This window comes from Stenotrophomonas sp. 115C5 (genome assembly GCF_056861055.1).
Genome location: NZ_JBSPUQ010000009.1, coordinates 25,150 through 47,617, shown reverse-complemented (window position 1 = coordinate 47,617; position 22,468 = coordinate 25,150). Strand labels below are relative to the sequence as shown.

Genomic DNA, 22,468 nt, shown 5'->3' with positions numbered 1-22,468 from the left:
GCAACTCCTTGCGAACAACGGTGCGGACGGCTCTGTGAATGGTTGAATTCAGAACGTCAACGTAGCCACGGCTGCAGCATCTCCTTCAGTGGTCAGATGCGCGTAGTACTTCTCTGTGGTGGCGTAGTCGGCATGTCCTGCCAGGATCTGCACCCGGCGAAGCGGCACACCGGCCATGACCATGTGGGCGCAGAAGGTGTGCCGGAGCCGGTGGAGGCTGCCACCGATTCCAGCACGCTTGGCATCCAAGGCGAACCAGTCCGACACTGTATCCTTGTGCACGGACACGAGAGGATCGGGCAGGTGACGTAGCGCCCAGCGCGCATAACGGTTCAGCGGGACCTCGCGCCACTTGCCAGACTTCGTCCTGCCGTTGCCATACTCGTCTGGCGTGCTTTCAATCAGAAGCCTCCCGCGAACTACTGAGGACTTCTCCAGGCCGATCAACTCACCGCGCCGCAAACCGGTATGGGCCACGAACAGCCAAAGCGGCGCCCGTTTGGGGTTTGCCCGATACAGCTTCCGCATTGATGCCCGGTCGTAGAACTTGACCGCCACGCTGCGCACCCCTCTTGGAGCCTTCACCGCGTCCAGCGGGTTGACGTCTAGCTCCTTCCATTCGACGCCGCGCTTAAACGCCGCCTTGAGCCGTCGGATCTCCTTTCCAACCGTTTCCTTCGCCGCCTTGTCATCCAGCAGGCGGGAACGCTTGTACTGCTCGATCTCAATCGGCCGGATCGTGTCGATGGAACGATGTCCGAAGCCCTCAATGAAGCGCTTCATCTCGCTCCTGGCCTGCTTGATGGTCGTGGGATGTTCAGCCTTGTACCATTCCAGGTAGAAGCTCATGAACTCAGAGACAGTGGGAAGTGAGGGCGGAATACGAGGCCCCCAAATTAGCTCGGTCTCCTTAATCGCTCTCACTCTCTCAGCCTCTGGGTCGCTCAGCATGCCAATAGATAGTCGCTTGCGTCTTCCGTTCTCTCGCCAGTCTAGATAGGCGAAACGACCTCTTCGAAAGAATGAGACCTTTGTCATCGCAGGTGTCCTCCAGGACATTTAGGTGCGACTGCCAGCGATCCTAGGCTTTGGACACTCTCTGGCCATATGATCTTCGGGCGGTTGCGACCTACTGACGGTCATTTCATTGGAGATTGGGGTGCATGGAAGAGCTAGAGCAGTTCATTGATGGCGTTCACCTGCGCGGCGTCAGTTATCGGACGGATGCGCCGTATGAAATTATCCATCCTCGCATTGTCAAGCGCGACGGCGAAATTATGATCTACCGTCACGACCAGCGGCACCAGGCGGACGGGCCATACTTGCCGGTGAAGGTGTTCCTGCGCGAGTTGGTACGAGGGACGCCGGGGCTAACTGCAACTGGGTACAGGGCTAACAAGAAGCAGACCACGCTTACGTTCGACAAAAAAGACCGGGTAGAGATCTCGCCAGCGTTGCGTGCTTACCTGTCCCGCGAGGTAGTGAGACCTCATCTTGACGCGGAAGCTAACCATTTCAAGGCGCGCTTCCTTGACAGAAATAATTCTTCGCTTGACACGTGGCTGCCGAAGTATCGGGAAGCCACTGTGGCCGTCGCTAGCGCTCTGCGCAGTGATAGGGTTGATGACGTCATCGACTTGATTTGGGTGATGCAGGACAATTCCATCAGTCATGCCGGTCAAGGAACTCTCGGAAGAGCAGCAGTTGAGCGCGTTCGCCCACAACTCGTCGAGATGACAAAGCAGATCTCGGCTGACGGAACGCCTGAGAGCTTCCAGAGATTGGGGGCTGTCCTTGAGCGTTGGGCAACGGATGGCTTGATCCCAAAGAACCCGCGCCTCGTCTTGGCTAGGGCGTTTGCCGCCATCCATCCCGATACGTACCACACTGTCGTCGACGGCAAGAAGCATGCTGAGGTTGCGCAATGGTCTGCTCGGCATACCGGCTTCATCAATCCGGGTGGCAATTGGGCGAGCCAAGCTGCCGCGCTATCGGCGCACCTGACAGAATGCGGAATAGCTGAAGATCCGCTCGTTAGAAACATCTTCCCTTGGTTCGTCTATCGCAACCTGGTCGCCGGGTCCGACAAAGTGAAATTCGTGCCAGGGCATAGATCGCGTGTTGCTAACGGCACCGCAGAGGTAGAGGCGGGGTTGAAGTCCATCCAGTACAGGCAGAACGTCATTCAGGATCGCCTCGTCGATTTGCTTCGTAAAAAATTTGGTGACTCGGTAGCGACCGAGCACCCAACAGGTACGGGTGGCTCTGCGGATGCGCTAGTGCTAAGGCAGGATGGCCAGTTCGTTCTCTACGAAATTAAGCCAGCCAGGACAGCCTCTGATGCGGTGAGGCAGGCCATGGGGCAGTTGCTGGAGTACTCTTACCGTGGAAATGGCCTAGAGGCGGCCGCACTGGTCGTTGTGTCAAACGCGCATCTTGATCGCGTAACGGAGGAGTACCTTGACCGTCTCCGGTCGCAGTTCAATCTCCCACTTGAGTACATGCAGGTAGCGGATGACTGACAGCCGGGCATCGGCGTAAGTCGCCTACATCCTGCCTGTGGACTAGGATCCATCTTTGTGAGTCTAAAGGTGAGTTGTTCTTTTTGCTTGCCACTTAATATTTCTTATAAATCAATAAGATAAGTTAATTTTGCGGTTGCTGGTGGGCCCACCATCGCGGTCGACAATCCTGTTCGCAGGCACTCATAGCCGGTGCCTGGCCATGTCACCGATTGTCCTGACGGCGGCAGCCGCCATGCGGCTGCCGCGCATGTGGACGTCCTGCTACATGCAACTACTTCGGCATCAACACGGTGTCGATCACGTGGATCACGCCATTGGACTGGCCGACATCGGCAATGCTGATTCCCGCCTTGCCGCCCTTGGTATCGATGACCCACAGCTTGCCATCGTGCAGAGCGACGGTGAGGGGTTCACCTTCAACGGTCTTCAGCATGGCCTTGCCGCCGTGCTTCCTGGCATCGGCCATCAGCTGCGCGGAACTGTAGTTGCCCGGTACCACGTGATAGGTCAGGATTTTGGTCAGTTGTGCCTTGTTTTCAGGCTTCACCAGCGTATCGACGGTACCTGCGGGCAGCTTGCTGAAAGCTGCATTGGTGGGCGCGAAAACGGTGAAGGGGCCGGCTCCATTGAGAGTATCGACCAGGCCCGCCGCCTTGACCGCAGCGACCAAGGTCGTGTGGTCCTTGGAGTTGATGGCGTTCTGGACGATGGTCCTGGTGGGATACATCTCCGCTCCGCCGACCATCACGGTACTGGCGGCGAAGCTCATTGAAGTGGCTGAGACGAGTACGGCGAAGCTTACTGTGGCGGCTATCCGCTGAAGAGCTTTCACGGCGCGTTCCTCTGTGGGATGCCCGCAAGGCGCGGGCATCTCACATACGCGCTGGCGCGGCAGTTGGATGCAGGTGGATGCGCCCGGGGGCTTCCTGGCCTGGAGCGGCGATGCGTTGTAAAAGCCGAGTGAACGTCTGCTTCTGCCGGTTCGCTACGCAGTACGAGCCCGGTGCCCTTCAGCGGCGCGGATGGCGGATGTCTGATGGGCAGATCGAAAGGCGCGCGTTGCTGATGGCCTGGCGGACACCACAGGTGCGGCATGAGAGGACGGTTCCACCGGCAACGTGTTCCATCTCATGCTCGCGCCAGATGCTCGTGGATCCGCACGCGGTGCAGGTGGCGACGATCTGCAGTGCGCGGGCCAGCGCGCCCTCCTCTCCAGCCGTGTAGGTGAGATCGGTGATCTGAAAAATGCCGGTATGACTCATGGGAATGCCGGGATGGTGCCTGTTGACGAACGATAGAGCCAACCAGGTATCGGTCGTGTCGGTGCCGCGTTGATGGATGGTTGAAGTGCAGGCTATTCGTCGTTGCGTCGATTGAGCTCTTCAAGCCGTGCGCGACTGACTGACTGGTGATTGCCGCAGGTTGGGCAGCTGAGCGCCGCCGCACCGTCGAGATCAACAAGGCCATGGTTGGGAATGGCCCTGAACTGCCAGGAGCACTTGATGCAGGAGCAATCGATTCGGGTGACCTGCAGCAGGGTGCCGTCTGCCCGCGTCACTCCCTCGACGCTGATTACGTAGAACTGTCCGATGTCACGCATGAAGATGAACGAGAACCCTGACTTTCCTGGGGCCGCCCATCATGCTGCTTTGCCGGTCGCATGGCACGAAGGGCGCTCGATCGAATTCTGAAGAGTTAAGAATGCACGTCCCGACCTGCACGTGGCGCCGGTGCTAGAGTGCCGGCAGGTGCCTACCCGGCACCTATTTCAAGGCAGAATCCATGCCCCTTCGGGCTGTTGTCTACGCAAGTCAGGTTGCCGCGGATCTTTCCGCGGAGCGTTTGGAGTCGCTCGCTGCGGACGCCGCCAGGTTCAACAGGATGGCCGGGGTTACAGGTGTCCTGCTGCACGACGGTGATCGCTTCGTCCAGTACTTCGAAGGACCTGAAGACGGCGTTGCGAGTGTCTACGAGCGTGTGATGCAGTCGACGAGTCACACCGACATTGTTGAGCTGGCGCGAGGTCGCGTGTCTTCGCGGCAGTTTCCCTGTTGGGCGATGCATCGCCTGCCGGCAGATCAACTGCTGGTGGGGAAACTGGCGAGGGCGGATTGGTCGCGCTTCAAGAAGAGCGGGCCAGACGACATCGCCGGGTCGATGTGGGGGATCGACGTGCTGGCCGTTGCATTGGCACCCTATGTTGAAGCTGCGTAGGGGCTGACCTGGTTCCAGAGATGGGAGGGCTGGTGTGTGTGTGGCAGCCGCTCTTGCCATCCCCGTCCGGGAAGTGCCGGAAGCACTTCCCGGATCCTTCACGATCAGCTTTCAAGGAACGCCAGCAGGTCGGCGTTGATCCGGTCGGCGTGCGTGGTCGGAATGCCGTGCGGTGCACCTTCGTAGGTGATCAGCGTGCCGTTCTTTACCAGCTTCGCGGAGAGAACACCGGAGTCGGCATACGGCACCACCTGGTCATCGTCGCCATGGATCACCAGCACAGGGATGGAGATGCCCTTCAGGTCTTCGGTGAAGTCGGTCTGGGAGAACGCCACGATGCCATCGTGGTGCGCCTTGGCCGAACCCTGCATGCCCTGCCGCCACCAGTTCCAGATGACCGCATCTGAAGGCTGCGCGCCGGGGCGGTTGTAGCCGTAGAAGGGACCTGCGGGCACGTCGTGGTAGAACTGCGCGCGGTTGGCCGCCAGCTGCGCCTGGAAATCGTCGAAGACCTCCTTGGGCGTGCCCTTCGGGTTTGCCGCGGTCTTGACCATCAGCGGCGGCACCGAGCTGATCAGCACCGCTTTGGACACGTTCTTCTCGCCGTGGCGAGCAATGTAGCGGACCACCTGTCCACCGCCGGTGGAATGGCCCACGTGCATCGCGCCGTGGGTACCCAGGTGCTCGACCACCGCCGCAACATCGTCCGCGTAGTGGTCCATGTCGTGGCCGTCCCACACCTGGCTGGAGCGACCATGCCCGCGGCGGTCGTGGGCAACCACGCGATATCCCTTGTTGACGAAGAACAGCATCTGCGCGTCCCAGTCGTCGGCGCTGAGGGGCCAGCCATGATGGAAATGAATGACCTTGGCGTCGCGCGGGCCCCAATCCTTGTAGAAGATTTCGACGCCGTCTTTCGTAGTAACCGTAGCCATTTCCGGGTTCCTCGCAGTTGGGGTTGGGGGCGTCCTGCCTACCGGCAACCATGCATCGGTGCAGGAGGAAGGACGCTGTCAGTGTGTGTTGCAGAAGTGGCCCCAGGGCGGCATTTCCTTCTATCCTGAGGCGGCCATCACTCCGTCCGAATCCATTCTAGGAAGCGCTGCATCAATTGAAATTGGCGGAGGTGACATTCATGGGTATCGAAACTGACAAGCGGGTCGAAGTGGCCCTGCTGATCTATCCGGATTGCCAGATGGCAGCGATCCATGGCCTGACGGATCTGTTCCGGATTGCAAATGAGTGGGCGGCGTATCCCCACGACGATGACCGGCGGTGTTCCCTGCGGGTAACGCATTGGCAGCTGGACCCGGTGTCGGCGCAAATGGAATGTTGCTGGGACAGCGATCCAGGCGAGGTGAACGCTCCCGCGTTCGTGATCTCGCCGCCCAGCGTCGCGATGCCCGAGCGGATGTCGGCGATGCCGCGTGAGGCGCAGTGGCTCAAGGAACTCCATGCCGGTGGCGCGATCATGTGCTCGGTCTGCGCAGGGGCATTCGTGCTCGCCCAGACCGGCCTGCTTGCGCGACGGCGGGTTACCACCCACTGGGCCTTTGCAGGGCTGCTCGCCAGCGCGTATCCGGATGTCCAGGTAACGACCGAGAATGTCGTCATCGATGACGGTGACGTCATTACCTCCGGGGCGATTCTCGCGTGGAATGATCTCGGCCTGCTGATCGTCGATCGCGTCATGGGCCCCAGTGTCATGCTGGCCACGGCCCGCTTCATGCTCAGTGACGGCATCCGGCAGGACCAGCGTCCCTTGCAGGGATTCCTGCCCCGGCTCGATCACGATGATGCCGCCATCCTGGCGACCCAGCATCTGATCCTTGCAGAACCTGGGCTGCGCCACACCGTGGCCGGGCTTGCCCAACGTGCCCATTTGACCGAACGAACATTCATCCGGCGCTTCCAGAAGGCCACGGAACGCAATCCCGCCGACTACATCCGTCAGGCCAGGATGGCCAAGGCCAAGGATGCGCTGCAGCTCGGCGATCTTCCCATCGCACAGGTGGCCTCGCGCCTGGGTTATGACGACGCGGCTTCATTCCGCAAGGCATTCCAGAGCATTGTCGGCATGTCGCCGTCCGCGTATCGCGATCACTTCCGGATCAGGCGGGGCGGGCAACGCTGAGCCACGCCAGTGTTGATGCAATGTGTCCCTTGTCAGTTCCCGGCACTTTCAGGAGGTGGCGCTTGGCATTTCAACTGCCACTACACGTTTCGCACTTGGAAAGTGTCTGGAAAAAGATACTGCGAGCTGGATTGATGAAGCCAAGCGTGCCAACAAGGCTGCTCGCGACGAGATGGAGGCATTTTCAGAGTTCTTTCGGGAACATGGGCCAGAGGGTGTGCTGATAGCGCGAATCTGGATGAAGGCATCTCACACGTACGACGAGAAAATCGGGCTGGCGCGCGAGACCATCCTGTTGTGGAATGAACAGGCTGGCGCGTTTTCGGAAGAACTCCTACAGGAGGATCTCAGGATTCCAATAATGGATCTTCCAAAGCACCTGATTGAGTTGCGCAACAAACTGCTCGATGACGTTGCGTCTGCAACGCACTGGTCAAAACACATGAATCAGCTGCTGAAGGACCTGACACGATAATGGCGGCTCGCCACCCGCGCGCTCATTGCTCTTGACAGATCACCCTGCCGGAGTGGACCTTTCCCGCCATGACTATCGATATCGAATCGCTCAGCCTGCGGGAGCTGGGTGCCTTGGTGGTTGCCGCTGAACAGCGCAGGCAGCTCATTTCCAGCCGTCGTCCGGCCAGTGCGGTGCGCCGCATGCTGAAGGCGGCGGCCGCCGAAGCGGGCTATACGCTCGAAGAACTCTTTGGCGATGCGTCCGTCGAAGAACCCGCAACGCCGCGGAAATCCAGCCGCCGCAAAGCCGGCAAGGTCGCTGCCAAATACCGCGACCCGGAATACAAGCGCCTGACCTGGTCCGGCCGCGGGCGCATGCCGCGCTGGCTGGCCGCTAAGGTCCAGAAGGGCCACAAGGTGACGGATTTCCTGATTCCCGGCCTGGCCCGTCCCACCGCCCGCAAGGGAAGCCCGATCGGCCAGCGCACCGTGTTCAAGAAGGACTGAGGCCCGCAAGGCGACGCCTGCCGCGCCCGTGTCCGCTTCACGCTACCCTGCACATGGGTCCGCACTGGAGGGAGGCACGCAATGGCACATAACGGCAGCACGGCGATGGCGCCGAGGGTCCTGTACGTCGCGGGGGCGGCAGCGGTGCTGATCAGCCTGTTGGCCTGGTCGGTGGAATGGAGTGGGCTGGCCTATGTCTGCCCTTACTGCCGCGTGCAGCGCACCGTCATCGGCGTGCTGGGTCTACTGATGATGTTTGCACGGCCGGGTGGCATCGTCGTGCCGTGGCTTTCGAACGCAATGGGTGGTTTCGCGTTCGTGGTCGCGGCGATGCAGCACTTCAACGGCTGGAAGCGTATCTCCGCCGGTGAATTCAGCTTCAATGCCCAGTGGTACATCGACCCATGGCTGCTGTCCGGCTGCGCGATGCTGATCCTGGTGGCACAGCTGATGCTGGTGCAGGCCGCCTGCCGGCGCCCGGTGCACGCCGCTCTGGAGGCCGCATGATGCGCCCTGCCTGCACGCTGGTCCTGCTCATTGCATTCCACAGCATTCCGGCGCGTGCGGCCGAAGATGCCGGAGCGCCCAAGCGGCCTTCGGTGGAAACCCTGCAGCGCCTGATCGTGGACAAGGCTCCGCAGACGCGGATCGCGACGCCCGACAGCGAGCGCATCACCGCGCGTCGCATCGATATCGTCGATGACCAGGGCGTGATCCGCATGACGTTGTCCGGGAAGACGCCGGCGCCGATCATCGATGGCATCCAGTACAAACGCGCCTTCAACGTGGCCGGCATGGTGCTGTACGACGACAAGGGCAGCGAGCGCGGTGGTTTCGGCACCGCTGATGTCGACGGCGGCATGGCGGTGCTGGCGCTGGATCATCCGGCGATGGATGCGATCGGATGGCGGGTGTCTCCCGATGGCCAGGTGAGCTTCTCGATCAACCAGGCACCGAAGCTGATACGCGAACCCACGCTCGGGAATGCGCTGATTCCCGGTGTGCAGGCACCGACCCGCATCGGCCTGGTGGTCGGCGCCGATGGAACGCCGGCCATTGCATTGAACGACAAGGCGGATCGGCCGCGGCTGCGGCTGACCGTCACGCCGGAAGGCTACGGGGCGATCGAGTTCCTCGATGCGCAGGGCAAGGTGGTCCACACGCTGGCGCCGGAGGCGGAGCTCCGTCGCTAGCGTGGCGAGCCTGCTGGCCGATACCTATGCGCGGCGTCCCCGGCCGTCGATGCTGTAGCGCCCGGCTCCGGTGCAGGCCAGCAACAGGAACCCACCGGCCAGGCCCAGATTCTTCAGGAACATGATCTGCTGGGTCTGGTCGCCGAAGTTGTGGTGGAAGATGAAGGCGGTGACCAGGCTGAAGCCCACCAGGACGATCGATACCAGCCGGGTCTGGAAGCCGAGCAGGATGCACAGGCCGCTGCCGATCTCGAAGGCGATGGTCGGCCACAGCAGGATGCCGGGCACTCCCATTGCTTCCATGTAGCCCTGGGTACCACTGAGGTCGCCGAGCTTGCCCAGGCCGGAGACCAGGAACAGTGCCATCAACAGGATGCGCGCAAGCAGGAAAGCAAGCGAGTGCGAGGAAGTGCTCACAGTGAAGTCCTTGAGGGTGTCCGACCCCCGCGATCGGAGCCCACAGGCAGTGAAGCCCGTGTATACACGACACGGCTGCCTTCCGGTTTCCGCGCGGCCGGGACCTTCGAGTGCCGAAGGCGGCTGCCTCAGTCATCCTTTGGTGATGGCGCGTCTGCGCTTTGCCGGAACACCTGCAGCTGCGCGGCAAACGCACGCTGGTAGGCGGGGCGTTGCGTTGCACGGCCCACATAGGCGACCACCTGCGGGTATTCGTCGAGGAGGCCGCTGCTCTTCAGGCGCAGCAGCACCGAGACCATCATCAGGTCGCCCACGCTGAAGTCGCCATCCAGCCACGCCGCCCTGCCCAACCAGGCCGACAGCTGTGACAGCCGCGTACGCACGCGCTCTTCAAGCATCGGAAGACGCTGTGCATACCAGCGCTGATCGCGCTCCAGCACCCAGGCCATCGAGCGTTCGACGATGGGCGGTTCCACCGTATTCAACGCAGCGAACACCCACATGATCGCGCGCATGCGTGCGTCCGGATCAGCGGGGAGCAGGCCGGCATGCTGTTCGGCCAGGTGCAGGACGATTGCGCCGGATTCGAACAGGACCTGGTCGCCGTCCTGCCAGGTGGGGATCTGCCCGAAGGGGTTGCGCGCCAGGTGGACGGGCTGCTTCAGCTCGGCAAAGCTGAGCAGCTGCACGTCATAGGGCACGGCCAGTTCCTCCAGCGCCCAGCGTACGCGCATGTCACGGGCCAGGCCCTGGCCGCGGTCGGGAGAGGTGGCAAAGGCGGTGAGGATCGGGCACATCGGGGCACTCCTGGAGGCTGAAAGACCCGCCTTTCCTTCTCCGACGAACGACGGGGCGGGAAATCGACAACCTTCCCGGGGCGCCGGGCGATACACTGCCCGCCACCCATCAATCCTGTACCTCCTCATGTGGCAGCGCCGCACCTCCCTGGCCGAACTGCAGCGGCAACGCGATGTGCTGCAGGCTGAGATGGATGCGGACGCCCTGCGACGGGTCTCACGGCTTCCGCCGGATGATCTCGTGGCAGCGCTGATGCCGCAGGCGCGCCGGCTCCAGGAGCTCAATCAGCTGATCCTGCGGGCTACACCGCCGCGTGAACTGATGAAGCGCCTGAAGGCGCTTGAGCGACAGCTGCTCGAACCCGGTGCACAGAGCGCAGGCGTGCGGAAGGAGCTGGAAGACGAACTGCGCGATCTGCACCTGTACTTCAGCAATCCGCGCCGTCGCCCCTTGACGGCGAAGGTCCTGCTGATCCTGTTGGCCAGCGTTCTGGCCGCCTTGTTCCTGCCGAGGCTGCTTGTGGACCTGCTGGTCGCTCTCTAGGCCGCGCTCACCCCGCCCGATGCAGCTTCCTGTACTGATCCGGCGTGCACTGCGCGTGCCGCTTGAACATCTCGGCGAAGGCGCTGACGCCGGAATAGCCCAGCTCTTCGGCGATCCGGCTGATCGGCCGGCGTGTACACAGCGCCTCGGTGGCGCGCACGAACTTCACCCGCCCACGCCAGTCGCCCAGCGACATGCCCAGTTCGCTGCGTGCCAGGCGCTCCAGCTTGCGCACGCTCATGTGGTGCCGCCGCGCGATCTCGGCAACCGATTCGGCCGCCGACAGGTGTTTCTCCATGTACGCCATCACCTGCTTCAAGGCATCGCTGCTGGCGATCGGCAGGAAACTGGGCAGCACAGCGGCGTTGACGATCTGGTCGATCACCACGGCGGCCATGCGCCGCTGGACCGGTGTCTGCGGATCGGTCACGCCCTGTCGTGCCAGTTCATGCAGCAGTTCGCGCAGCAGCGGGCTGACTTCCAGCGCACTGCAACGCGTGGGCAGCCGGCGTGAAAGTGCCGCCGACAGATAGGCCGAGCGGTAGGCCAGCTGCGAGCGGTTGCGTGAATAGTGCGCCATTCCTGGTGGAATCCAGATCGCGTAGTGCGGCGGCGACACCATCCACTCGCCGTCGATCTTCATCTCCATCACCCCCTGCGCGACGAAGTTGAACTGACCCCACGGATGGCTGTGCGTGCCCCAGTCCGTGGGCTCCATCGCGCCCTGCCGGAAGTAGATCGGGCCGGGCAGCTGGCGGAAGGTGGGGATCGGCTCCATCGATTGCCGCAAGCCGGGGTCGGGGTGGCGCATTTTCGGGATGTCCTCAATATACGCCAAGCGTACGCTGGCCATTCCCCCACGTACACCTGCACGCGTGAACTATCTCTCCCCGATCCTCGCCTGCCTGCTGTGGGGCGCGAACACCATCGTGACCAAGCTTGCTTCGGGCTCGGTCGGTCCCATCGATATCGGCTTCTTCCGCTGGCTGGTCGCGGCGGTGGTCCTGCTGCCATTCGCGCTGCCGCGGCTGCGCGGCAATCTGCCGACCGTGCGCGCCAACCTCGGGCGCTTCCTGGTGCTGGGCTGCCTGGGTGGGGTGATGTACCAGTGCCTGGCCTACTATGCGGCGCACTTCACCTCGGCCACCAACATGGGGGTGATCCAGGCGCTGATTCCGTTGATCGCGCTGGCGCTGTCACGCGTGTTCATGGGCCATCCGGTGCGTGGTACTTCCATTCTTGGCGCGGTGATCTCCACCGCCGGCGTGGTGGCGGTGGTATCGCAGGGCGACCTGGCACGGTTGGCGGCGCAGGGCCTGAACCGCGGAGACGCGATCATGCTGATCGGCGCATTGGCCTTCGCCGCCTACAACGTGCTGATGCAGCGCTGGAAGATTCCGTTGTCGGTGCTGGAGTCGCTGTTCCTGCAGGCCACGGCGGCCTCGCTGATCCTGCTGCCACTGCAGTTGCTGGTTGGTACCGGGGTGAGCAATCCGACCGCCGTCGGTTGCATCGGCTTCGCTGCAGTCTGTGCCTCGATCCTGGCGCCGCTGACCTGGATGACCGGACTTTCACGCCTGGGCGCTGCGCGCATCTCTGGCTTCTTCAACCTGGTGCCGATCGTGACCGCCGCGCTGGCCGTGCTGCTGCTGGGCGAATCACTCAGTGGCTGGGTACTGGGCGGTGGCCTGCTGGCGGTGTCCGGCGTGGTGTTCGCCGAGTACGGTGCCAGGCGCGCCGCTGCAGTGCCGGGCGAGCAGCCCGCATAGGGCTTCGGTCATGCGGGGTATGTGTCCCCGCTCAGCGCCTGTTCCACCCGCTGTTCCAGCGCGTCTGCATCATGGCCGCGTTTGCCCTTCAGGCTGAGATACAGCGAAAGCGGGTCAACCACATCGCCGATGCTGGTGAATGCCGGCGGATAGGCCCAGATCTGCAGCCGTGCGCTCTGGGCGCAGTCCGGGCCGGGCATGGGAAGTGTACCCAGCAACCGCCACGCATCGATGTGCAGCGCGCGGGTGCCGCCGATCGCGGGCGGTGACGTGTCAGCAAGCGCATCGAGGCCCGCCGTCGGCGCCGGGTGCCCGGCATCGCGGAGCGCCTCGGCGGTCGGGCCCCAGTAGACATCCACTTCCTTCAGGATGGGGGAACGCAGGAACGGCTGCGCCCTGGCCCAGACCTCGTCGCGGTTGCCGGCCAGCTTCAGGAAGCGCTCGCGGCCACCGGTGGAGCGTTCAACCAGGCCGCGACCAACCAGTTCGGCCGACAGGCGCGACGCCGTCATCGAGGTGTAGCCGGCGGCAGCACTGATCTCGCGCGGCGACCACCAGCGCGACTGGCCGCTCAGCAGCACGTGGATCAGCACGGCCTGCGCCGAAGGCAGCAGCGAGATGGCCTTCTTCTCATGATCAGGGGCGTCGCGGAACTCAATGGCCAGGCTTGGCGCGAACAACTGGGTGTGCGGGACGACGAAGTCGATGTGGTTCTCGACAAGGAAGCGGCGCTGGGTCGGCGTGAGATAGGGAGAGACGTACAGCACCAGTGCATTCGCAGCAGAGCGCAGGCAGCGTACATCCTGGATCACACGGGTGCTGGATTCGCCGGGCTCGCGGGCCACGGCGAGCATGGCGGGGGTTTCCCCGTACAGCATCAGTCCGGCGAGGTGGTAGCGCGATGCCATTGCGTGGGGAATGGCGTGCAATGAAGCAAGTGGATGCACTGCCGAGGCCAGCCCGGGGAGAATCCTGCGCAGGTACCGCTGCGCGTCAGCGACCAGGTCGGTCAGGCCGGTGCGAACTGCCGTCGTCATCTCGTACTTCCCTTGCGGCGGCACGTCCGGAGGGTCGGAACCCGGCCACATCGCCACATTCAGTGGTGAACCTGGAGACGGGTGTGCAGCGTCGGGGCGCGTGGCGATCCATGCGGTCCTGCTCCTTAGCCGTCATGACATCAAGTGTTGCCGGGAACCTTGGAGATTCCGTCGAAAAACGATGGAGATTGGGTGGAGGTGGTGTGCATCGTGGCCGGCGGACTCCCCTTCCGCCGGCCACGAGCACGGACATGCCCGTCAGAAGCGCTGCGAGTACTTCACGTACACGGTGCGGCCGATATCGAAGCCGCCGTAGTAGGGGAAGGAGCTGGACGGCTTGGAGAACATGATCGGGCCCTGGTGGTTGAACACGTTGTTCGAACCCAGCGCCACGGTACCGTCCCACGGCAGCTTGTAGCTGACCTGGATGTCATGGAAGGCATTGGAGCCCACCTTGCGCAACGCATCCGGTTCTCCGTAGGCGTAGCGATCGGGCAGCGAGCACGGACGGTTCGGCACGCAGCTTTCGGCCATGCCGGAGTAGTAGCGCACCGTGTACTGCGTGCTGAAGTTGCCAAGCTGCCAGTTCACACCCACGTTCGAGCGCAGGCGGAAGATGCCCGGCCGACCGATCCGGCCCATCATGATGGTGTCGCCGGCCGAGTTCTGGTTCTCCTCGTCGTACTTGGAGACATAGCTGTTCTGCAGGTCGATGGTGAAGCGGCCGAACGAGAACTCGGGCAGGCGGTAGTGGATGCCCAGATCCCAGCCTTCGGTTTCCATCGAGCCCAGGTTGGCCAGACCGTAGAACATGCTGGTGATGTGGCCATCGCCAGCGCGCCTGATGCTGCCACAGCGCGAGGAATTGCCCAGCACGTAGCAGTCACGCAGGATGCGGTCGACGCTGTCCTCGATGATCATGTTGGTGATCTTGTAGCTGTACCAGTCGAGGTTGATGTCCAGGCCATCGACCCAGCGCGGGCTCCAGACCACGCCCACGGTCTTGCTCTTGGACTCCTCCGGTCGCAGCTTCGCGTTGGAGCCGGTGGTGAATTCGTCGGGCGTGGCACACGGATAGCTGGCACAGGGCTTCAGGCTCTGGTTCAGCTGCTGGTAGCCCAGCGGGACGCCGGCAGCGTTGCAGGCAGCGTTGCCGTTGACGCTGTTGGTGGCGCCGGTGCCGCAGGGATCGACATAGGTTTCGAAGCTGGTCCCCATTCCACCATACAGGTCGGAGATGCTCGGGGCGCGGAAGCCTTCGGCGAAAGTGCCGCGGATCATCAATTCCTCGATCGGGCGCCAGGCGAAGCTGGCCTTGGAATTGGTGGTGTTGCCGAAATTGCTGTAGTCGGAATAGCGCGTGGCCAGGTTCACGGTCAGTTCCTTGGCGAACGGCAGGTCACGCAGCACCGGCACGTTCACTTCGGCGAAGAACTCATTGAGACTGTACTCACCCGAGGTGGTGGATGCGCCCAGTGCCGTGCTCTGGCGCGACTGGGCAAAGGCGTCGGGCACGAAGCGGCCTTCTTCCTTGCGGTACTGGTAACCCAGAGCGACGGACAGGTCACCGGCAGGCAGTTCGATCACTGGCCCGGAGATATTGGCGAAATAGCTGCGGGTCTTGGTGATGCCGGTATCGTTGAACGTCGGGAACAAGAAGCGCTGCAGTTCGGGATCGGAGAGAGAGCCAGCCCCCGCGACACCGTATGGCAGCAAAGGATTCCAGGCCAGGCAGCCCGTGACCGGCGATGCCGCCGTGCCACACCGGGCCACACCGTTGGCATCGAGGTAGGAGGGCCCCAATGCCTGCCGGGAAGCAATCAGGCTCATGTCGCCACGGCCTGTTTTTGTGACTTCATTGCGGTTGAACAGCGCACCGACTTCCCAGTCGTACGTCTTGGCGCCCAGTTCGAAGTAGCCGGACAGGCTTGGTGCAATGCGCAGCGACTTCAGCTTGCTTTCGGTCGTGCGCGGCACTTCCCACAGGCGGCGATTGAACGCGATGCTGTGGTCGAGCGGGTTGAAAACGCTGCTTGCGTCCAGGGGCGTGCCGAACTTGGTCGACTGGTACGGGTAGCCCGCGATCTGCTGGTCGGTGGTGCGCTCGTTGTAGCCGATGTCGGCGGCGAACTTGATCTGGTCGGTCAGCGCGTAGTCCGTGCTGAGGAACAGCGAGCGACGCTCGATGCCGGTCTGCAGGTGCATCTGGTCGCTGCCGTTGGCGAACTCGGCCGGCGCGATCGGGTGGTAGTCGTTCGGATTCCTCGGGTCGCCGCCACGGTTGAGCGTCTTGAACACCGCGTCACCGGTGTTGCACTTGTAGAGCGCCGGGTCGCACCACGAACCGTTCTGGCTGATGTTGCTCCAGTCCGCGCCCGGGTAATTGGGGCCGGCGCCGCCGTACCGGGAGAACTCGCGGTCGCGGGCAAATACCGGGTCCGACTTCTGGTATTCCAGTGCGAGGGTGTATCCGCCACGTTCTCCACGGGCGCCGGTCACCAGCGAGAACGTGCTGTCCTTGCCATCGCCCTGGCTGAACTGCCCGTGCTGCATGGACACTTCCAGCCCTTCGTAGTTCTTGCGGGTGATGATGTTGACCACGCCAGCGATCGCATCCGAACCGTACAGTGAGGAGGCGCCGTCCTTCAGGACATCGATGCGTTCCACCGCGCTCATCGGAATCTGGCTGAGATCCTGCAGGCCACTGGTGGTCGCGCCCAGGCGCTTGCCATTGACCAGCACCAGCGTGCGCGTGGCGCCCAGATTGCGGATGTCGACGTAATAGCCGCCGACATTTTCACCGGACGACAATGCGCGTGCGCGGGAGATCGCCGGCGCGCCCGTAGACGTCAGGTTCTGCAACAGGTCGGCGATCGTGGTGAAGCCCTGCTGCTCGATCATCGTGCGGGTGATGGCGATGATCGGCTGCTGCGTTTCGATATCCACGCTGCGGATGGCAGAGCCGGTAACCTGGATGCGATCGAGGTTCTTCGGGGTCTTGTCGCCGTCATCCTGCGCATGCGCGGCCGGTGACCAAGCGGCGGCCAGGGCCGTGCCCACTGCCAGGGAAAGCAGGGTGTACTTGTAGTGCATTTGGCTCTCTCCAAATCCAGTTGAATGGGTTTCCGCATTGCTGCGTGGAAACCGATCTGAAACTCCGCCGTGCGGAATCGGAAGGAACCTAACATTCCGTTTACAACTCGATTACGTTATGGACGCGTTATCGTCGCGCGCCGGCTACAGCGTTCATGCACAAGGCATGCACGAAACCGCGACGCGCACCGGGGGTGCTCTGCTTCAGTCTGGCTGCGGGCCGATGACAGACTCCAGGAGACATCCGATGAATACCCCCGGCAAACCAAAACCCACGTGGAAGCAGTGGCATGTGCTGTTGCTGGTGCTTGCCATCGCACTGCTGGTGATGCTGATCATCGTCATCGCGCCCTGGTGAATCGTGGGCGTTATGCTCAGGTGCCGTGAACGTGGAAATGCGATGGGATGAAGGAGTCAGGACGCGTTGAGGGTGGTGATGCAGGCATCAATTCGTACTCACCCAGCCGGCACATTCAAACCTCCACAGTGGTCCCGAAGGCAACGCACTCGCGCTGTCATTCTCCATAGACCATCGAGCACACAGGAGCGATTCCATGAGCACCCAGTCCACCATCGAACATCGCCTCAACGACCTGATCGAGATTGCCCGGGACGGAAAGTCGTTCTACGAAGAAGCTGCGACCAAGGTGAAGGATGCCGAACTGTCGGCCCTGTTCACCCGCATTGCCGGCGTCAAGGGCCGCATCGTCGCCGCGTTGAGCAGTTCGGTCGCCGCCAGCGGCGGCAAGCCCGCCGAGCATGGCACCATGGTCGGGTCGATGCAGCAGTTCTACGGCAAGGTGCGCGCTGCATTCGGCGACACCAACTATGGTTACGTGGCCGAGCTGGAAGAGTCCGAAGACCGGCTGCTTGGCGCGTTCAAGGACGTGCTGAAGGACAACGAACTGCCGCCGGCCGTGCGCCAGGAAGTCACCCAGCTGCTGCCTGAAGTGCAGGAATGCCACAACGTGATGCGTGCGCGCAAGCACGCCATGAAGGCGGCCTGACGATCATCGGCGGCCTTCTCCCCGGGGCCGCCACGGCCGGGGCAGCGTGGCTGCCCCGGCCAACTTCGAGGTGGCGTGCAGGACTCAGCGGGGCGCATCGGGCGCGATGTCCTGCAGGTGCAGCACCCGCCCCATCAGCTCGCTGAAGATGGGGGCGGCGACTGCTCCGCCACCGTAGCCTCCGCGGCGTGCATCGGGATCGTCCACCACCACGGCGACCGCATAACGTGGATGTTGCGCCGGTACGACCCCGGCAAACAGGGACATGTAGTGGCGCGCATACCCGCCGGCAGCCGCCTTGCGCGCGGTCCCGGTTTTTCCGGCGATGGCATAGCCGTTGATGCGGGCCCGCGTCGCGGTGCCACCCGGCTCGCTGGTGGTGGCAATCATGTCCAGCACCTGGTCGGCCACGTCTGCGGGCATGGCACGGCTCACCACTGTTGCGCGGCCATGCTCGAAGGTCGGTTGTACGCGCAGGCCATGGTTGGCCAGCGTCGCGTAGGCATTGGCCAGCTGCAGCGTGGTCATCGATAGCCCGTATCCATAGGCCAAGGTCTGCTTGCCGGTGCCACTCCATGCAGCAGGCGCGGCCAGTACGCCGTTGCGCTCGCCGGGAAATCCGCTCCCCGAGACATGCCCGGCGCCCAGCGCGGCAAACATGGCGTGTAGCTGTTCCCGGCTCAGGCGGTGCGAAATCAACGAGATGCCCACGTTGGAGCTTTTCTTCAGGACCCCGGTGGTATCCAGTACGCCCAGATCCCGATAGTCACGGGTGGTGAAGCGCCCATTGCGGATCCAGCCGGGGTGGGTGTCGAACGTGCTGGCAGACGTGATCACGCCGGCCTCGAGCGCGGCGGCGACGGTGAAGGGTTTCACCGTGCTGCCGGGCTCGAACACATCGGTCACCGCACGGTTGCGGCGTGCATCCGCGGCGCCGGTGCCGGGCACATTGCTGTTGTAGGTGGGCCAGTTGACCATCGCCAGGATCTGGCCGGTGCCGACTTCCAGCACCACGATGCTGGCGGCAACCGCGCCGTGGCGTTGTACTGCCGGTCCGAGTCCAGCATGGAGGATGTGCTGCATGCGGCTGTCCAGCGACAGCACGATGTCCTCGCCGGGACGCGCCGGACGGCCGCGGTCGCGCAGCTCGACCGGGCGACCCTTGCGATCGATGATGACGTCACGGTAGCCGGCCTGTCCGCTCAGGCGCGCATCGAACAGGTGCTCAAGGCCTTCAAGGCCACGGCCCTCGATATCAGTGACGCCGACGGTCTGCGCGAACAGTTCCGACTGTGGGTAGAAGCGTTTGAACTCCTGCTGCAGGTGGACCCCGATCGGCGCCCTGGCCTGCAGTGCTTCAAGGCGGGCGGGATCGCCGCGACGGAAGCCAGGCAGGTAGACGAAGCGTCGCTGCCGGTTGCGCGCCAGCACTCTGGTCAACGCAATCGCGTCAGTATCCAGAACCGTGGCCAGCTGCTCGACTGAACCTGATGCGTCGAAGAAGGCGCGCGGGTCGATCCACAGCGATGCCACGGGAGCCGATCCGGCAATGACGATGCCGTGGCGGTCGTACAGCGTGCCGCGATGCGCGCGCAGTGGATGGTGGCGGAGCATCCGTGCTTCGGCCTGGTGCCGGTAGAAGTGATGATGAACGATCTGGACGTCGGCGGCCCGCGCCAGCAGCAGGCCCGCCAGTATGTCCAGTGCGGCGCAGGTCAGGCGGTAGCGGCGGCGGAAGTCATGGGCACGCGTGCGGCGTGGCGCCATGGTGGGTGTGCACATGCGATGGAGCATCGAGACAATGGTTACAGCGGTTGCCCGGCGATGTAGGCCAGCAGCGCGGAAGCACGGTCGATGACATTTGCGTGGCTGCGGCCATCGGCAACAGCCATGCAGGCGATTTCCGCATCGCGCAGCGTGGCCAGCCGGTCCTGCAGGGCCGGATAGGGTTCGGCCGTGCGATAGGTCGCGGTGTAGCCTGCATCCAGCAGCGGCTGTACCTGCACGGGGTGGCTGTGGTGCTGGTTGCGCAGGGTGTGGTCGATCCGTGCGACATCGCAGGAGGCGATGGCATTGAACGCGTACTCCCAGGCCACGGCATTCGCCATGCCCTGGTCGATCTGGCTGAGCAGCGCTGCACGTGGCGGCTCGACGGGGAGATTGGGCGATGCCGCCTCTGTGGTGGCTGCCAGCATGGCGAACAGCAACAGGATCAGGGGTAGGTTCAGTCGCATGCGCGCGATTCCGGGTGTTGCGGGAGGGACGGTGCTTCCGCCGCAGACCGGCTGCGGCCCAGCAGCAACACCGCAAGGCTGGCCAGCAGTGCGGCAATGGCCGACGTCCACAGTGCACTGGCAAATCCGTAGCTGTAGATCGCCTGTGCGAAGGCCTCGGTGCGCGCATCGGCGAAGGTGCCGGTAGCGATCGCATCGGCCATCGGCAGTACATCGCGCGCGGGAACCACAGCCGACAGTGCGTTGCGGATGCCCAGGCTCAAGGCACTGGACAGCACGGTGAATCCGAGCAGGATGCCGACAAAGCGCGTGGTCGCGCTGATGCCGGAGGCCATGCCGGCCCGCTCGCGCGGTGCCGCGCCGATGATGGCTTTGGAGGTCTCGCCATTGAGGATGCCGCCGCCGGCACCGATCACCACCATTGCGACGAATGCCAGCCACGGCAGGTGCTGCCACGCGGCCAGTCCGGCCACGGCATTGCCCGCGGCCGTGATCGACAGCCCGATCGCCAGCATCGCCGGACTGTTCAGATGGCGACCGAGCCGCCGGCCCACGCTGGGAAACAGCAGCATCGCCGCAGCGAACGGGAGCATGCCGGCACCCGCAGCCAGTACGCCCAGGCCGATGCCATTCTGCAGGTACTGCGGCAGCATCGACGCCATCACCTGTGCGCTGACCGAATAGCCGACCATGGCAATGAGTGCGCCGACGAAGCGCGGACTGGCCAGCAGCCCGAGATCGACCATGGGATGTGACCGTGCCCGTTCAACGATGACGAAGGCGGCGGCCATGATGATGGCCAGGCCGAGCCCGCTCAGCGCTGGCGCCGATGACCATCCTTTTGCCAGTCCTTCCACCAGGAAGAACACGATGCCGAAGATGGCAACGCTGAAGGTGATGATGCCGGGCGGATCGAGCGGGCGGACCACGCTGTCGGACGACTCGGGTATCCAGCGCAGCGTGCCGTAGCCGAGCAGGCCCAGGAACGGCAGGATCGCGACGAACACCGCGCGCCAGCCCCAGAGCGCGGACAGCAGGCCGCCGATCAGTGGCGAGAGCACCATCATCACGCCCATGGCTGTGCCCCAGAACGCCCATGCAGTGTCTTTGGCGGCCCCCTGGTGGTAGGTGTGGCCGATGATCGACAGCGAGGGCGCCAGCAGGAAAGCAGCACCGATGCCCTGCAGTGCCCGCGCCAGGTAGAGCAGGGTGGCACCGGGCGCCAGTGCACAGAGCAGAGAGGTGATGGCGAACAGACTGATGCCGATCAGCAGCACCCGGCGGCGGCCGTAGCGGTCGGCGACAGCACCGGCGGGCAGCAGCAGTGAGGTGAAGGACAGGATGTAGGCACTGATCACCCACTCGATATCGGCGAATCCGGCGTGCAGGTCGCGCGCGATGCTGGGCAGTGCGACCGCTACGGCATTGGTCTCCAGCACGGTCATCGTGCAGCCCAGCGAGGCCACCAGCAGGATCGCGTCAGGCAGCGTTTGCCGTGCAGGCGAAGAGGGAGGGGAGGGCGGCACCGGTCACTCGCAGGAAGGGAGGACGTCCATTCCAGCAACGATCGGTGTTTGTTTCATTCTCGGTGTTTTCTGGTTACGTTAGCTTGAACCTAACGAAATGCCGCCCATGGAACGCCGTCACCTGGAGTACTTCGTCACCCTGGCCGAGGAACTGCACTTCGGTCGCGCGGCCCTGCGGCTGGGGATCGCCACTCCCACGCTGAGCGTGCAGATCCAGGACATCGAGCGTCGCCTCGGCACGCGCCTGTTCGACCGCGGCCGGCGCGAAGTGCTGCTGACCTCCGCAGGCGAGGTGTTCCTGGCGGAAGCCCGCGATGTGCTGCGCCGGTTCGAACAGGCCGAAACCCTGGGCCGGCGCGCCGGGCGGGGTGAGATCGGCAAGATCGAGATCGGCTACGTCGGCTCCGCGCTGTATGCCGGTGCGTTGCAGGATCAGCTCAGCCGGTTCCGCAGCCGCTACCCGGGCGTGGACCTGCAGGTGAGCGAATGGCCGATGGGCGAGCTCCCGCAGCTGCTGCAGGAAGGCCGGGTGGATGTGGTGTTCTGCCGGCCTCCGATGGATGTACCCGACAGTTTCGGCGAACACACCCTGGTCGAAGACCAGTTCTGCGTGGCCCTGCCGGAAACCCATCCGCTGGCGCAGGCCCGCGCGCCGGTACAGCCGGCGTCATTGGCCCGGGAAAGCTTCGTCATGCCGGAGCAGCCGGTGGGCGCAATGGAAGTCGGGCGCCGCGGCGGGTTCATTCCACGTATCCGTTCCCAGCCCGGGCATCTGGCGGCGGTGTTGGCCGAGGTGTCGGTCGGCGTTGGTTCGGTGGCGATCGTGCCATCGGTACTGCAACGCACGCTGGTGCTGCCCGGAATGATCTATCTGCCACTGGCCGGCCCCACCATCGTCTCGACCATCGCTGTGCAGTACCGGCGGGCGGAGACCTCGCCTGTGGTGCGACGGCTGATCGAGCAGGTGAAGGAGACGCCGTGCAGGCGCATCGACATGTTGCCCCTGGCCTGAGTG

Annotated in this window: 24 protein-coding genes; 11 read left to right on the top strand and 13 right to left on the bottom strand. The window is 63.6% G+C overall.

The window, feature by feature from the left end; genetic code table 11:
• Positions 1 to 48: 48 nt before the first annotated feature.
• On the bottom strand, positions 49 to 849 hold the full coding sequence (locus AC13FN_RS12410) for a tyrosine-type recombinase/integrase (protein ID WP_482984917.1): 801 nt from the start codon (positions 847 to 849) through the stop codon (positions 49 to 51).
• A gap of 314 nt (positions 850 to 1,163) precedes the next feature.
• Here AC13FN_RS12410 and AC13FN_RS12405 point away from each other — a divergent pair, with 314 nt between their 5' ends.
• Positions 1,164 to 2,522, top strand: a complete 1,359-nt coding sequence (locus AC13FN_RS12405; RefSeq protein WP_482984918.1) for a hypothetical protein — start codon at positions 1,164 to 1,166, stop codon at positions 2,520 to 2,522.
• A 274-nt stretch (positions 2,523 to 2,796) separates the two neighbouring features.
• Here the strand turns inward: AC13FN_RS12405 and AC13FN_RS12400 are convergent, their stop codons facing one another.
• The 3 genes from AC13FN_RS12400 to AC13FN_RS12390 form a co-directional block, all read right to left on the bottom strand.
• Entirely contained in the window at positions 2,797 to 3,357 is a 561-nt protein-coding gene (locus tag AC13FN_RS12400) for a fasciclin domain-containing protein (protein WP_049436910.1), read from the bottom strand.
• Between the two features lie 178 nt (positions 3,358 to 3,535).
• Positions 3,536 to 3,787: a hypothetical protein gene (locus AC13FN_RS12395; RefSeq protein WP_054172576.1), complete on the bottom strand. Its 252-nt coding sequence runs from the start codon at positions 3,785 to 3,787 to the stop codon at positions 3,536 to 3,538.
• Positions 3,788 to 3,879: 92 nt separating this feature from the next.
• Positions 3,880 to 4,125 (bottom strand): hypothetical protein, encoded by a 246-nt coding sequence (locus AC13FN_RS12390; protein ID WP_030002866.1) that lies wholly within the window; start codon positions 4,123 to 4,125, stop codon positions 3,880 to 3,882.
• Between the two features lie 182 nt (positions 4,126 to 4,307).
• Here AC13FN_RS12390 and AC13FN_RS12385 point away from each other — a divergent pair, with 182 nt between their 5' ends.
• Positions 4,308 to 4,739: a BLUF domain-containing protein gene (locus tag AC13FN_RS12385; RefSeq protein ID WP_049436912.1), complete on the top strand. Its 432-nt coding sequence runs from the start codon at positions 4,308 to 4,310 to the stop codon at positions 4,737 to 4,739.
• A 104-nt stretch (positions 4,740 to 4,843) separates the two neighbouring features.
• Here the strand turns inward: AC13FN_RS12385 and AC13FN_RS12380 are convergent, their stop codons facing one another.
• Positions 4,844 to 5,674, bottom strand: coding sequence for an alpha/beta fold hydrolase (locus AC13FN_RS12380; RefSeq protein ID WP_478410331.1), 831 nt, complete (start codon positions 5,672 to 5,674; stop codon positions 4,844 to 4,846).
• 200 nt (positions 5,675 to 5,874) lie between these two features.
• Here AC13FN_RS12380 and AC13FN_RS12375 point away from each other — a divergent pair, with 200 nt between their 5' ends.
• From AC13FN_RS12375 to AC13FN_RS12355, 5 genes are all read left to right on the top strand, one after another.
• A complete protein-coding gene (locus tag AC13FN_RS12375; protein WP_482984919.1) occupies positions 5,875 to 6,873 on the top strand; it encodes a GlxA family transcriptional regulator in 999 nt (332 codons plus the stop codon).
• A gap of 22 nt (positions 6,874 to 6,895) precedes the next feature.
• Positions 6,896 to 7,348: a hypothetical protein gene (locus tag AC13FN_RS12370; protein ID WP_482984920.1), complete on the top strand. Its 453-nt coding sequence runs from the start codon at positions 6,896 to 6,898 to the stop codon at positions 7,346 to 7,348.
• A gap of 68 nt (positions 7,349 to 7,416) precedes the next feature.
• On the top strand, positions 7,417 to 7,836 hold the full coding sequence (locus AC13FN_RS12365; protein ID WP_010481241.1) for an H-NS histone family protein: 420 nt from the start codon (positions 7,417 to 7,419) through the stop codon (positions 7,834 to 7,836).
• 81 nt (positions 7,837 to 7,917) lie between these two features.
• Positions 7,918 to 8,343 carry a hypothetical protein gene (locus tag AC13FN_RS12360; protein WP_049436917.1) on the top strand — a complete coding sequence of 142 codons (426 nt, stop codon included), beginning with the start codon at positions 7,918 to 7,920 and terminating at the stop codon, positions 8,341 to 8,343.
• Complete coding sequence (locus tag AC13FN_RS12355; protein WP_100051527.1) at positions 8,343 to 9,029, top strand: hypothetical protein; 687 nt, start codon at positions 8,343 to 8,345, stop codon at positions 9,027 to 9,029. Before AC13FN_RS12360 ends, AC13FN_RS12355 begins: the two co-directional genes overlap by 1 nt.
• 24 nt (positions 9,030 to 9,053) lie before the next feature.
• Here the strand turns inward: AC13FN_RS12355 and AC13FN_RS12350 are convergent, their stop codons facing one another.
• Both AC13FN_RS12350 and AC13FN_RS12345 read right to left on the bottom strand, forming a co-directional pair.
• The gene (locus tag AC13FN_RS12350; RefSeq protein ID WP_049436918.1) at positions 9,054 to 9,446 is read right to left on the bottom strand and encodes a DoxX family protein; all 393 of its coding nucleotides are present in this window, start codon (positions 9,444 to 9,446) and stop codon (positions 9,054 to 9,056) included.
• 128 nt (positions 9,447 to 9,574) lie between these two features.
• The gene (locus AC13FN_RS12345; protein ID WP_312391907.1) at positions 9,575 to 10,243 is read right to left on the bottom strand and encodes a glutathione S-transferase family protein; all 669 of its coding nucleotides are present in this window, start codon (positions 10,241 to 10,243) and stop codon (positions 9,575 to 9,577) included.
• A 127-nt stretch (positions 10,244 to 10,370) separates the two neighbouring features.
• Here AC13FN_RS12345 and AC13FN_RS12340 point away from each other — a divergent pair, with 127 nt between their 5' ends.
• On the top strand, positions 10,371 to 10,787 hold the full coding sequence (locus tag AC13FN_RS12340; RefSeq protein ID WP_049436920.1) for a hypothetical protein: 417 nt from the start codon (positions 10,371 to 10,373) through the stop codon (positions 10,785 to 10,787).
• A gap of 7 nt (positions 10,788 to 10,794) precedes the next feature.
• Here the strand turns inward: AC13FN_RS12340 and AC13FN_RS12335 are convergent, their stop codons facing one another.
• Positions 10,795 to 11,598 (bottom strand): AraC family transcriptional regulator, encoded by an 804-nt coding sequence (locus tag AC13FN_RS12335; RefSeq protein ID WP_049436921.1) that lies wholly within the window; start codon positions 11,596 to 11,598, stop codon positions 10,795 to 10,797.
• Positions 11,599 to 11,605: 7 nt separating this feature from the next.
• Here AC13FN_RS12335 and AC13FN_RS12330 point away from each other — a divergent pair, with 7 nt between their 5' ends.
• Positions 11,606 to 12,556 (top strand): DMT family transporter, encoded by a 951-nt coding sequence (locus AC13FN_RS12330; protein ID WP_482984921.1) that lies wholly within the window; start codon positions 11,606 to 11,608, stop codon positions 12,554 to 12,556.
• Between the two features lie 8 nt (positions 12,557 to 12,564).
• Here the strand turns inward: AC13FN_RS12330 and AC13FN_RS12325 are convergent, their stop codons facing one another.
• Both AC13FN_RS12325 and AC13FN_RS12320 read right to left on the bottom strand, forming a co-directional pair.
• Entirely contained in the window at positions 12,565 to 13,593 is a 1,029-nt protein-coding gene (locus AC13FN_RS12325; protein WP_482984922.1) for a hypothetical protein, read from the bottom strand.
• A gap of 258 nt (positions 13,594 to 13,851) precedes the next feature.
• Positions 13,852 to 16,686, bottom strand: a complete 2,835-nt coding sequence (locus AC13FN_RS12320) for a TonB-dependent receptor domain-containing protein (RefSeq protein WP_482984923.1) — start codon at positions 16,684 to 16,686, stop codon at positions 13,852 to 13,854.
• Between the two features lie 554 nt (positions 16,687 to 17,240).
• Between AC13FN_RS12320 and AC13FN_RS12315 the strand changes: the two genes are divergently transcribed.
• Positions 17,241 to 17,693 carry a PA2169 family four-helix-bundle protein gene (locus AC13FN_RS12315; RefSeq protein ID WP_010481259.1) on the top strand — a complete coding sequence of 151 codons (453 nt, stop codon included), beginning with the start codon at positions 17,241 to 17,243 and terminating at the stop codon, positions 17,691 to 17,693.
• Between the two features lie 84 nt (positions 17,694 to 17,777).
• Here the strand turns inward: AC13FN_RS12315 and AC13FN_RS12310 are convergent, their stop codons facing one another.
• Genes AC13FN_RS12310 through AC13FN_RS12300 form a run of 3 tightly spaced genes read right to left on the bottom strand, consistent with a single transcriptional unit; the run spans position 17,778 to position 21,453 of the window.
• Positions 17,778 to 19,475 carry a peptidoglycan D,D-transpeptidase FtsI family protein gene (locus AC13FN_RS12310; protein WP_482984924.1) on the bottom strand — a complete coding sequence of 566 codons (1,698 nt, stop codon included), beginning with the start codon at positions 19,473 to 19,475 and terminating at the stop codon, positions 17,778 to 17,780.
• 23 nt (positions 19,476 to 19,498) lie between these two features.
• Positions 19,499 to 19,927, bottom strand: coding sequence for a hypothetical protein (locus AC13FN_RS12305; RefSeq protein WP_049436926.1), 429 nt, complete (start codon positions 19,925 to 19,927; stop codon positions 19,499 to 19,501).
• Positions 19,918 to 21,453, bottom strand: a complete 1,536-nt coding sequence (locus AC13FN_RS12300; protein ID WP_482984925.1) for an MFS transporter — start codon at positions 21,451 to 21,453, stop codon at positions 19,918 to 19,920. The genes AC13FN_RS12305 and AC13FN_RS12300 overlap by 10 nt, the downstream gene beginning before the upstream one ends.
• A gap of 106 nt (positions 21,454 to 21,559) precedes the next feature.
• Between AC13FN_RS12300 and AC13FN_RS12295 the strand changes: the two genes are divergently transcribed.
• Positions 21,560 to 22,465, top strand: a complete 906-nt coding sequence (locus tag AC13FN_RS12295; RefSeq protein WP_049436968.1) for a LysR family transcriptional regulator — start codon at positions 21,560 to 21,562, stop codon at positions 22,463 to 22,465.
• Positions 22,466 to 22,468: the final 3 nt, after the last annotated feature.